The sequence below is a fragment of the Sphingobacterium athyrii genome (assembly GCF_003071065.1).
Taxonomy (GTDB): Bacteria; Bacteroidota; Bacteroidia; order Sphingobacteriales; family Sphingobacteriaceae; genus Sphingobacterium; species Sphingobacterium athyrii.
On the sequence record NZ_QCXX01000001.1, the window covers coordinates 279,731 to 292,635 of the forward strand.

Sequence of the window (12,905 nt, forward strand, 5' to 3'; positions counted from 1 at the left end):
GAAATCGTTAGAATCTAAAGCCCAGGGCCCAATAGTTTTCAAAAAACCAGATCTGCTGTGTGGCTTTGTCGACGCCTCTTCTACCTGTTGTGCGGATATTGTACAGATCTGTCCAACCCGTTTTAAAGTTTCCTTGCAAGTAAAGTCCTTTATAAAAACGGTAGTGTAAGCCTACTTTTGCCGAAGCACCGTATCCAGCTATATTCCAGAAGTGATTGGCGCCCTCGCCAAAAAGGCGAACATCAGATCGTGGTATCAAAAGCCCAACATCTATACCAGACTCCATGGTGAGCACCTGTTGACCTTTGCGGTTGTTGATGATATCATCGTATCGCTCTAACCCTACCGAAGCAAAATTGTAGCCGTCTGTATGTTCAAAAGTTAGCATCGCAGAATCCACCGTAATCATTTCGCCGTTGTATTGTCCAGCCCGGTTTCCCGTCGGTATACTGGGATTGGAGATTTCATCGCCAATATATCCTGTGATCTTAACCTGCTGTGGGATATCCATTACATATTTCATGTGATCCCAACCTAAAGAGATGGAATAGTTATCTTTGATATAATAGCCAAAGTGCAGATTAAATTGTGGAATAGTCAAACGGCTGGGATCAAAGTAGGTTGATCCAAATTTGGTCGGGCGATCTCCTGCTTTTACATCATGGAGAATGAAGTCATAGTTTGGACCTGTAAAATGTATATCAGATTTTGCATACGAAGAAAAGTTATATCCCCAAAAGAAGAAAAACTTCCCTTTATTACTTTCTGTCCTTAAATTCTTTGGCTTAAAGATGCTTTTTCCTATCTCGGGATTTTCCTGTGCAAATAAACTCGAAACACTTAATGCAAGTGCTCCAATCGTCAAAAATATTTTTCTCATATCAGCGCTAAAAACGTTGGGCAAAAGTACCCCCATTCTATTTTATAACCAAATAAATCATGTGGAAATTAGGAAAATATGACGAAGATCACAGAAATGTTTTTATGTAGAGCTTGCATAAAAAAAGCTGCTTTCGTTGGAAAGCAGCTTTTAAGCTAAAATTTTATGGAATCAATTTATTTCGCTTGATTTTTACGAATAATATTCAAAGCACCACCTGCTTTAAACCATTCGATCTGTTGTGCATTATAGGTATGGTTTGCCAAAATTTCTTCTTGTGTTCCATCTGCATGGTGTAAGACAAGAGTTAATGGTTTTCCGGGAGCAAATTCAGTCAAGCCGAGGATATCAATCGTATCATTTTCTTGAATTTTGTTATAGTCATCCTTGTCAGCGAAGGTTAACCCTAACATACCCTGTTTTTTCAGGTTTGTCTCGTGAATACGAGCAAAAGATTTAACCAATACTGCACGGACGCCTAAATGACGAGGTTCCATGGCAGCATGTTCACGGGAAGACCCTTCACCATAGTTCTCATCCCCTACTACAATTGATCCAATACCGTTTGCTTTATAGTCACGTTGTGTTGCCGGAACAGGACCGTACTCTCCTGTCAACTGGTTCTTCACATTATCGGTTTTTTCATTGAAGAAGTTTACCGCACCGATCAGCATATTATTTGAGATATTATCCAAGTGACCACGGTATTTCAGCCAAGGACCAGCCATAGAAATATGATCTGTCGTACATTTACCTTTAGCCTTGATCAACAACTTCAAACCTTTTAAATCTGTACCTTCCCAAGCGGCAAACGGCTCCAGCAATTGAAGACGATCTGATGTTGGCGCAACGTCAACGACAACTGCACTACCATCCGCCGCTGGGGCCTGATAACCTGGATCATCTACAGCAAATCCTTTTGTTGGTAACTCATCACCCACAGGTGGATCCAACTTCACTTGCTCGCCTTTATTATTTGTTAGGGTATCTGTAACCGGATTAAAGCCCAAATCACCGGAAATTGCTATCGCAGCAACAAGTTCTGGCGAGGCAACGAATGCATACGTATTTGGATTACCATCCGCACGTTTCGCAAAGTTACGGTTGAATGAATGAACAATTGTGTTTTTCTCTTGCTTATCCGCCCCCACACGATCCCACATACCGATACATGGACCACAAGCATTGGTGAATATCGTTGCGTTAAGATCTTCAAATGTCTTTAACAAACCATCACGATCTGCCGTAAAACGAACCTGCTCAGAGCCTGGATTGATACCGAATTCAGCTTTGGTGATCAGCCCTTTATCCACCGCTTGTTTCGCAATGGAAGCAGCACGCGATAAATCCTCATAAGAAGAGTTTGTACAAGATCCGATCAATCCCCATTCCACTTTCAATGGCCAGCCATTCTTATCGGCCTCCTCACGCATACGTGATACCGGCGTATATAAATCTGGCGTGAATGGACCATTCAATGAAGGTTCCAGTTCCGAAAGATTGATTTCGATCAATTGATCAAAATATTGCTCAGGATTAGCATAGACTTCAGCATCAGCTGTCAAATGTTGTTTGATGGCATTGGCAGCATCAGCAACTTCAGCACGACCTGTCGCACGAAGGTAACGCTCCATGGACTCATCGTAACCGAATGTTGAGGTTGTAGCACCAATTTCAGCGCCCATATTACAGATTGTTCCTTTACCTGTACAAGATAGAGACTCTGCACCTTCGCCGAAATACTCCACGATAGCACCAGTTCCCCCTTTTACAGTCAAGATACCGGCAACTTTTAGAATAACATCTTTTGCTGCTGCCCAGCCACTTAATTTACCGGTTAATTTAACACCGATCAATTTAGGGAATTTTAGTTCCCAAGGCAAGCCTGCCATCACATCACAGGCATCAGCACCACCTACACCGATGGCTACCATACCCAGACCGCCAGCATTCACGGTATGTGAATCGGTACCAATCATCATGCCACCCGGAAATGCATAATTTTCCAATACAACCTGGTGGATAATACCAGCACCGGGTTTCCAGAAACCGATACCATATTTATTTGAAACAGAGCTCAAGAAGTTAAATACTTCTGAACTTTCGTTTTTAGCACGGGCTAAATCTTTATCTGCCCCTTCTTTGGCCTGGATCAAGTGATCACAATGAACCGTAGAAGGAACTGCTACCTTAGGACGTCCGGCCTGCATAAATTGCAATAAAGCCATTTGTGCAGTTGCATCTTGCATCGCGACACGATCAGGAGCAAAATCAACGTAAGAAACGCCGCGTTTGTAATCTTCTGTCGCATTACCATCCCAAAGGTGGGCATATAAAATTTTCTCAGATAAAGTCAAAGGTTTGTTCACCACCTGACGAGCCGCAGCAATGCGTTCGTCATAACGGCTATATACCTTTTTTATCATATCTACATCAAAAGCCATATCTCTCTTATTTATGTTATTTAATTAAGTTACTGAAACCCTGATAGCTTTTATTTTGTCGGAATAGGCGCAAATTTAGTTAAGTTAATGCCTTCGACAGCAGCTTTATATTCCTCAATATTAGGGATACGTCCTAAAATCGCTGAAAGCACAACAACAGGTGTAGACGCTAATAAGGATTCTCCTTTTTTACCATCTCTATCTTCAACGACACGGCCTTGGAACAAACGCGTTGACGTAGCCATCACCGTATCACCTTTTGCAGCTTTCTCCTGGTTACCCATGCAAAGGTTACAACCGGGACGCTCCAGATACATGATATTTTCATATTCTGTACGGGCAGTACTTTTTGGCAATGCATCGCTAAATTCAAATCCTGAATATTTTTGCAAGAATTCCCAGTCGCCTTCTGCTTTCAACTCATCGATAATATTATATGTTGGCGCTGCAACAACCAATGGAGCTTCAAAGGTAACGACACCTTTTTGCTGCTCGATATTACGCAACATTTTGGAAACGATTTTTAAATCGTCCTTATGCACCATACATGAACCAACGAAACCTAAATCTACCTTTTTGTTTCCGCCATAGTAAGAAAGGTCACGAATCGTATCGTGCGTATAACGTTTAGAAACGTCCGCGTTATTTACATCTGGATCTGCAATCATTGGTTCTTCAATTAGATCCAAGTCAACCACAACCTCAGCATAGTATCTGGCATTGGTATCTGGCGTCAATGCTGGTTTAGCACCAGATCTGATTTCTTCGATACGTTTGTTAGCCTTATCGATCAAACCTTGTAAAACATTGTTTTTATTTTCCATACCCTTATCAATCATGATTTGGATACGGTTTTTAGCAATTTCTAACGATTCAATTAACGTATCATCCTGAGAAATACAGATGGATGCTTTTGCTTTCATCTCCGCAGTCCAGTCCGTAAAAGTAAAGGCTTGATCGGCAAGTAATGTACCGATATGAACCTCAATGATTCTACCTTGGAAAACGTTTTCTCCAGCAAATTGCTGCAACATCTGTGCTTGTGTTGCATGTACAACATCACGGAAATCCATGTGTTCTTTCATGCTACCTTTGAAAGTCACTTTAACAGATTCAGGAATCGGCATAGAAGCCTCACCCGTAGCCAATGCTAATGCAACAGTACCCGAGTCAGCACCAAAAGCAACTCCTTTAGACATCCGTGTATGCGAGTCACCACCAATGATGATGGCCCATTCGTCAATCGTAATATCATTTAACACCTTGTGGATCACATCGGTCATGGAGTGATAAACCCCTTTTGGATCACGTGCAGTAATCAAACCAAAATCGTTCATAAATTTCATCAATTTTGGAATATTCGCTTGCGCTTTCTTATCCCATACAGATGCGGTGTGGCAACCTGATTGATAAGCACCGTCAACTGTAGGAGAAATTACTGTAGCAGCCATTGCCTCCAACTCCTGAGCAGTCATTAAACCGGTCGTATCTTGAGAGCCGACAATATTCACTTTCACGCGTACGTCAGAACCAGCATGCAATACTTTTCCTGGAGTCACCCCAACAGCGTTTTTGTTGAAGATTTTTTCTACAGCAGTTAAGCCTTGACCGTCAATGGTAATTTCTTTCGAAGGAGCAAATACTGTCGGCGCTTGGATACCTAAAGTTTGTGCAGCAAAAGTTTGGATTTTTTTACCAAATACAATGGCATAAGAACCGCCTGCTTTGATAAACTCCATTTTTTGTGGTGTTAGCGCTTTTGAAATATCAATAAGCTCTTGTTCACCATTATATAACTTCTTTGTTTTTGTATTGATGGTTAACACAGTACCTGTGGCAACAGAATAAACCTCTTCTAGAATAGGCTCATTCTTTTCATTGCGAACCACATTTCCGTTTTCATCAACTTTTTTCACCCAGTTTTTAAGGTCGATACCGATACCGCCCGTAACGTCTACTGTCGTCAAGAAAATTGGAGAGATACCATTTGTACCACCTACAATCGGCGCAATGTTTACAAAAGGAACGTAAGGGCTTGCCTGTTTACCGGTCCATAAGGCCACATTGTTCACTCCTGACATCCGTGAGGATCCGACACCCATTGTACCTCTTTCAGCGATCAACATGACGCTTTTACCGGGATGTTGTGCCTGTAAGTCCTGAATTTGTTGTTGTGCCTCTGGCGTGATCATACATTTACCATGTAATTCACGGTCAGAACGGGAGTGCGCTTGGTTACCCGGAGACAATAAATCCGTAGAAATATCACCTTCACCCGCAATAAAAGTAACCACCTGAATTTCTTCTGCTACTTCAGGAAGTTTCGTGAAGAATTCAGCTTTTGCATAGCTCTCCAAAATATCTTTTGCAATAGCATTACCTTGTTCAAAGGCTTCTTTCAAACGAGCCGTATCAGCATCGTATAAGAAAACCTGCGTTTTAAGCACCTCTGCCGCCTGACCTGCAATCGCAAGATCAGTACCCAGCGCCAGGTCCAATAATACGTTAATAGAAGGCCCACCCTTCATGTGAGACAACAGCTCAAAAGCAAAATCCGGTGTGATTTCAGCAACAACTGATCCCCCTAGAATAATCTCCTTTAAAAACTGCGCTTTAACACCAGCAGCTGGCGTAGTGCCCGGCAAAGTATTATAAATAAACAATCTTAAAGATTCTGCTCTATTTTCATTGTTTAAATCTTTAATCTGAGCAATTACCTCACTTAGTAATTCTGCTCCGTCAATAGGCTTAGGATGTAACCCTTGGCCTTCTCGTTCTACAACCTCTTGTACGTAATCGTTGTAAATACTCATAGATATCAATCTTTCTATTTTAAGGGTAGTTCAGAAGATATACTCTTACCTTCCTGCGCTACCGTGTCTGTAATATAATTAAGCAAATATAATAACTCCTGTAGTTCACTACATTACATTATAAATCAGCCCCTTCAGTTCGTGTTTTTAAGTTGATTCATTTACCGTAAATCAACTATTATGACTAAATACAAAAATAGTGAAAATCCAACTTTAAACGCATGCATTCCATTTATTTAAATCAATTTGGAATTGTTCTAAACAGTACTTATGCAATCCGGCCATTTTTTTTTGAATCTATTTTTTCACCCTTATCAATCTTAAAAAAAAGAGGTGATTTATTTTATTAAATCACCTCTAAATACCGCTATATGCTTTCTATATTGATATCTATATCTTTCAATTTTTTGATGGTCTCCAATGGATCCGAAGCATTAAAAACAAAAGAACCAGCAACGAGTACATCAGCACCCGCTTTCAACAGCTGCGCTGCATTTGCAGTCGTAACCCCGCCATCAATTTCAATAAGCAAACCATCGTTTATGCCGGCAGCCATTGCCCGGAGCTCCTGAACTTTTGTATAGGTATTTGAAATGAACTTTTGTCCACCAAATCCAGGATTGACAGACATCAGACAGACCAGATCCAAGTCAGCTAAAACATCTTTCAAAAGAGCAACCGGCGTATGTGGATTCAATGCAACCCCTGCTTTACAGCCCAATTCTTTAATAGCTGCCAATGTACGGTGCAAGTGCGTGCAAGCCTCATAATGCACGGTAATTATCTCGGCACCGGAATCTTTACACACTTGCAAATAACGATCAGGATCAACAATCATCAAATGTACATCCAATGGTTTTGTGGCATGTTTCGCAATAGCTTGCATTACCGGAAATCCAAAGGAGATATTCGGCACAAAAACACCGTCCATAATATCTATATGAAACCAATCAGCCTCACTATTGTTTACCATGATGATATCATCATATAATTTTGCGAAGTCTGCAGCAAGAACGGATGGTGCAATAAGATGTGATTTTGTTGACATGTTGTATTTTTTTTCGCAAAGATAACAAGTATTTTTCTTTCGACACAGCGTTGTACATATTTAACATGAATCAAACTGTACCCAATAGAATTCACAAAAAATAAATTATAACTACATTTGTATATTAACTTAATATAAAAACATCGTTCACAGTGGGAAGATTAAAAATAAAATACAAAAGAGAGCTCAATACAACCGAAAATCTCATCCGAAAAATTGGATTAATACTAATCACAATCGTCCTGATTTGTATTTTTCTTCCCAAACAACCACGATTCCGATATGAGTTTCAAAAAGGAAAAGTCTGGAACCATGAAAATCTCATATCACCTTACAATTTTGCGATCCTGAAGACACAGGAAGAGCTCAATGCAGACAAAAAAAGTATCTTAAATACGATCCAGCCGATTTATAATGCCAATTCGACAACAAGTAAAGAGCAGATCGACCAATTCAATACCGATTTGTCCGAAAAATGGCAAAGCAGCAAACTGGATACAACACATGAAAATATCAACGATTATCGCAGTGCCGGAAATGCAATATTAAACCACCTCTATGGGAAAGGTATTCTCTCGCTGAATAACCGGTTTCAAAACCGCAACAATGACAAATCCCCAGCTTCGAAACATTATAATTTTACATTAATACAAGATAAGGTTGCTTCACAAAAAAATACGGCGGACTGTTACACCATTGAAAGCTCTTATGAATATATGGACAATTTAATGCCCAAGCTGACCAAAATCAAACAGAAAGGCTGGCTCGAGGAGACATTAAAAAATTACATCACGATTAATTACATTTATAACGATCAGCAAACCGAAGCGCTTGAACAAAATGCGATCACAAATATATCCGCCACGCGAGGTGTAGTTCAGAAAGGTGAACTGATTGCGGAAAAAGAAAAAATTATATCCAATGAGACTTACCAGAAGCTCGAATCGCTACGTAAAGTGTATGAAGATGAAGGCAAAATAAGCGGAAATCAAAACTATGTCACTCTGGGACAATTTCTGATCATATCCCTCGCTCTTTCGATACTCATGGTATTTCTTTTCCTTTTCCGAAAGGACATTTATTTCAACAATAGGTTATTGATGATTATTATGATTGTCATCATCGGGATGCTTGCCGTACTCTCTTGGGCTATCAAGATCAAAATACCCAATTTGTATTATATTCCGTTTTGTGCCGTCCCCATTATCATTCGCATCCTGTTTGACACCCGTGTCGCGCTGAATATCCATCTGTTGATGGTGCTTTTGGCCGGACTCTTTGTACCGAACAGTTTTGAGTTTGTCTTTTTACAATTTATGGCAGGCATTGTTGCAATCTATAGTATCAAAACATTGGTAAAACGTGAGCAGCTGTTTGTTTCTTCGGCAATTATCTTGGGGACATACTGGATCGCTTACATCGGGCTAGTGGTCACAAGAAATGGCTCTATTGACACCATCTACTGGTCGGACCTCCTTCCATTCCTGGTCAGTGTCATGATCACGTTGCTGGCCTATCCGATGATCTATGCTTTCGAAAAACTCTTTGGAATAGTATCTGACCTGACCCTGATGGAGCTCACAAACAGTAACTCCAAATTATTACGGGAACTATCGTTCAAAGCACCGGGTACCTTTCAGCACTCCCTACAGGTAGCAAATCTGGCTGAGGCCGCAATTTATAAAATTGGAGGCAACCCGCTGTTGGTTCGCGCCGGAGCACTGTACCATGACATCGGCAAATTGACCAATCCACAATTTTTTATTGAAAACCAAAAAACGGAAAAAAATCCACACGATGAACTTTCTCCGGAACAAAGCGCACAGATCATTATCTCCCATGTCATCAAAGGTGTGGATATCGCTAAGAAACATCAGCTTCCCGAAGTGATCCTCGATTTTATCCGGACGCACCATGGCACCACCCGTGTGGACTACTTTTACAATGTGTTTGTTAAAAACAATCCGGACAAACTCGTTGACGAGTCTTTATTTACCTACCCCGGCCCTATTCCTTTCTCTAAGGAAACGGCTGTACTCATGATGGCCGATTCAGTGGAAGCGGCGTCCAGAGCTTTAAAAGAACCGTCAGAGGAGTCCATCAATAATCTTGTGGATAAAATAATCGAACATAAACTGATGCGCGGACAATTCAATAATAGCAATATTACATTGAAAGATATTACCGAATCGGCCGTTATCTTCAAGGCTATGCTCAAAAGTATTTACCATGTACGGGTGGATTACGATTTAAGCAAAAAAACATTGTAATTTTAATTGCTAAACAACAAATTGAAATTCAAATGCTTATTGTAACGTTACGTTTTTTTTGCATTTTTTTTGATATTTAGGCTTTGCAGATTCAAATAATTGCCTTATGTTTGCAATGTCAAAACACGGAAGGGTGCCTGAGTGGCCGAAAGGAACAGTTTGCTAAACTGTCGTACTGGAAACGGTACCGCGGGTTCGAATCCCGCCTCTTCCGCCAAGACTTTAAAAAAGCTCAGCTAATGTTGAGCTTTTTTAATTTAAGTGCAATTCCCTAAATCCCTTCTTCCCGCAACCGCCAAAGAACCTCCAACAACTGGCTAGTTATTTTTTAGGTGGAAAGAAAAAAGATTTTGGATTCATCTTAAAATAAATCCATACCGCCTTGGCCATTTTCGCCAGCTCCTTAGACGACAGGTTTCGCGAACGGAACGCGAGCACCAATGATAAACCAAAGCTTACCAGAAAATTAAAAAGTCCAATTATACCGATACCCAAAATTCCCCATATCCAAATATCCGTGGACAGCTCCATATGATGCCCAAATAGACCAAGCGCCAGATTCCCGCTCGCAAAAGTGATATGTCGAATATCCAAATTCAGACCAAGAAACATCCCGATCGAAGCAGTTGACCCCATAAAAACACCAAACCAGAGATTGGAAACGATACCAGCCCATTTCTTCTCATAAAAAGAGGCTATCTTGTCCGTCTTCGTTTTCCCAAATATCTTTTTCAACAAGGGATGCTCCTGAATTCTGTAGTAAACAGAATTATGTTTATCTCGATTTGAAATACTTCCAGCGATAATCCCCGACAGAAATAAAAATACACCCGCAATAGAAGCATGCAAGATAACGGGAGTCTTCGTCGGGTTTAAATCGTCGACCAGATGTAGCCATTTTGCACTTGCTATATTTACACCTGACAGCTGCTCTATTCCCCAAATTAACAACAGACTAATGGGAAATGCCATAACCACATTACCAACGAAAGCGATAAACTGCGAACGAAATAAACGTGCAAAAAATTGCGCAAAAATCCAATAACGGTGTCTGTCTGCACCTTGATCAGAAGCCCCCTGTTCGATCGCGTTCACCAGCGATGAGGCTGTCATCGCCGGCTGCTTCGTCGCCAAGGTCGCACCAAAAAGATAGATCATCGTAAAACCGATCGCATAATTCAAGCTATACAAAAACGCATGTCCGAATTCGCTTGTCTCCACTTTTCCCAACAATAGTTTTACGATACACATCGCCCCCACAATTACACCGCCGCCGCAGGCAGAACGAAACATCTTCCAATACTCCCGATGGGTCGATGTAATATAGTGTTCCCCCGTCTGCGCTGTATGATGCGTAATTTCATAGGCCAGCAACTGCGTTCTCTGCCCTATTAATTTACGGATATTGCTTTTTCTGGAATTATATCCAATCAGCGTCTTCGCCAATTCAATGCTTTTATCTGCTTTTTGGGATTCCGTATCAATCACCAAAAAAGAGAGCATCTCCTTGATGCGCTCCAGCTGTTGACGAATTCGCAATAAGGATTGATTCACTTTGATAGAAATACCAAAACGATGTGAATTGCTAAAAGCCGTTTCTATATATGTTTCGCATTGCTTATGAAGCACCAACAACTGTTTGTATGAAAGATCCTCAGATGTAATGTATTTTGTCTCCGACTGTAAAATACGATCATTTAACTCAGTAAACTCCCGCATGATTGCGATAAATGGGCTATCGAAGTTCTGAAACTCAGGCACCATTTTATTCACATCAGTTTCCATGGCACGCCCCGTGATACGTTGCACCAGCAGTTCTATGCCATATAAGATTTCTATCATTTCAAAATCCGTCTCATCATCATAAATCGAATTGAATTCACATAATCGAAAAAGCTCATGCAATTGCTCCGCAGGAATCGTTGACACCCAATCTCCGTCTTTCACGGTATAAAACACCTGGTTCAGTAAATATTGTAAGGTCGGCTTCGCCGGTTGATAAGGCAGATAGCGCTCCGTTATTCGCTTCTTGAGTTCATAAATAAAGTCGGCATAACTAATAATTCCCGTATCGGACACCAATTGATCAAAATCTCTCCGCCAGAGAACACGTTTGAGATACTGAACAAATTGACGCCTTGTATCGGGCAACTCCTGCAAAAAATCAAGAAAAAACCGGATATCAACCTGATAAAATAACTGAACTCTTTTTGGACGAATAATGGCTACAATTAAAACCAAAAGTTCAATTTCATCAAACGCTGGATTATCCAGATTATTTTTATAGCGATCAAACAATTCAGCCATTTGCTGTTTCTGATCCATTTTTTTTCTCATAAATTCTTATTATTCGCTTTCAATGGCCCTTTGAATAGCCTGTATAAACTTTAACGTCTTAAGATACCATATTTAGTACCAAATTGTTTTAAAATATACAATCTATTTGCTCCAAAACAAGGAGATTAGGGAGCATATACCCTGTCGCTATTCCCACCGGCGTTGCAGGCAGGAAAATACCTGAAACCAGTGATAAACCTCCGTAAAAATTCTTCTATTTTTGCAGCAGCAAACAGGACAAAGATGAATTTAAGAAATTTCACACTCGTATGCATAAGTTTATTGCCCATACTGCTAAAAGGACAGGAAGGCATCTCATTTGACGACGATTTTAACCTTTGGAATATACAGAAAGGGCAAACCACCACTATTTTTGTTGAAAAGGCCTACATCCGTTCCGCTCCAGGACTCAGCTCAAAAGCAATAGATTCATTAAGCCATGGCGCAACCGTTACCATCACCAGCGATCCATTTAAAGGCTGCACAATCAAAAATTTCTATGCCCCCTGGTATCAGATCAGCTATACGAAGAATGGCGAGCTTAAACAAGGTTTTATCTGGCTTGGCTTATTGGCGCTTGGTAAGCAAGTCGACAAGGAAGGTTTTCAATACCTATACGGTTTTGACCGCTTTATCAAACAGGGAAATGACGAAGAAACTGCGTATTTTTTAACCAGAGTAAAAATATTGAATACGAGCGACTCGCTAATCGCAAGCCAGTCCTACACATTTGCATTTACCGGCCAGCTGAACTCCCAAAGTAAATTGTTACCCGACATGGGCTTAACTAATGTAAAACAGATCTTACGAATGGAGTTTCTTTCGGGCGCATGTGGCGTTCCGACTGAATATTATTACACTGCCTGGACCGGCCGGAAATTAATCAACTTACCCAGCAGGTATACTGTCGCTGATGCAGGTGTCTTCTATTACGACGAGAAGATCCTATTTCCTTCAGAACACAAAAAAAATAACCAATTGATCTATAAATACATCGAACAAGGGGAAGTAAAAGATGATAGTCGGGAAGACCCCAACTATAGTGTTTCAAAAAGAGAAGAACATTTTCAATGGGATGGCAATAAATTCAGAAAACTCTCGCTGTTGAAATAA

At 40.6% G+C, this 12,905-nt stretch carries 7 protein-coding genes and 1 tRNA gene; 3 read left to right on the plus strand and 5 right to left on the minus strand.

Going from position 1 to position 12,905, the window contains the following annotated elements; all coding sequences use genetic code 11:
* Window positions 1-7: 7 nt before the first annotated feature.
* The 4 genes from DCO56_RS01255 to rpe all read right to left on the minus strand — a co-directional run bounded on the left by DCO56_RS01255 (window position 8) and on the right by rpe (window position 7,185).
* The gene (locus DCO56_RS01255) at window positions 8-880 is read right to left on the minus strand and encodes a hypothetical protein (protein WP_108632894.1); all 873 of its coding nucleotides are present in this window, start codon (window positions 878-880) and stop codon (window positions 8-10) included.
* Between the two features lie 176 nt (window positions 881-1,056).
* The gene (locus DCO56_RS01260) at window positions 1,057-3,324 is read right to left on the minus strand and encodes an aconitate hydratase (RefSeq protein ID WP_108631960.1); all 2,268 of its coding nucleotides are present in this window, start codon (window positions 3,322-3,324) and stop codon (window positions 1,057-1,059) included.
* Between the two features lie 50 nt (window positions 3,325-3,374).
* Entirely contained in the window at window positions 3,375-6,137 is a 2,763-nt protein-coding gene (locus DCO56_RS01265; protein ID WP_108631961.1) for a bifunctional aconitate hydratase 2/2-methylisocitrate dehydratase, read from the minus strand.
* 367 nt (window positions 6,138-6,504) lie between these two features.
* Window positions 6,505-7,185 (minus strand): ribulose-phosphate 3-epimerase, encoded by a 681-nt coding sequence (rpe, locus tag DCO56_RS01270; RefSeq protein ID WP_108631962.1) that lies wholly within the window; start codon window positions 7,183-7,185, stop codon window positions 6,505-6,507.
* A gap of 152 nt (window positions 7,186-7,337) precedes the next feature.
* Here rpe and DCO56_RS01275 point away from each other — a divergent pair, with 152 nt between their 5' ends.
* Both DCO56_RS01275 and DCO56_RS01280 read left to right on the plus strand, forming a co-directional pair.
* Window positions 7,338-9,455 carry an HD family phosphohydrolase gene (locus tag DCO56_RS01275; RefSeq protein ID WP_108631963.1) on the plus strand — a complete coding sequence of 706 codons (2,118 nt, stop codon included), beginning with the start codon at window positions 7,338-7,340 and terminating at the stop codon, window positions 9,453-9,455.
* A 127-nt stretch (window positions 9,456-9,582) separates the two neighbouring features.
* Window positions 9,583-9,672, plus strand: a tRNA-Ser gene (locus DCO56_RS01280).
* Between the two features lie 104 nt (window positions 9,673-9,776).
* Here DCO56_RS01280 and DCO56_RS01285 read toward each other — a convergent pair.
* A complete protein-coding gene (locus tag DCO56_RS01285; protein ID WP_108631964.1) occupies window positions 9,777-11,792 on the minus strand; it encodes a recombinase in 2,016 nt (671 codons plus the stop codon).
* A 243-nt stretch (window positions 11,793-12,035) separates the two neighbouring features.
* Here DCO56_RS01285 and DCO56_RS01290 point away from each other — a divergent pair, with 243 nt between their 5' ends.
* Window positions 12,036-12,905, plus strand: coding sequence for an SH3 domain-containing protein (locus DCO56_RS01290; RefSeq protein WP_108631965.1), 870 nt, complete (start codon window positions 12,036-12,038; stop codon window positions 12,903-12,905).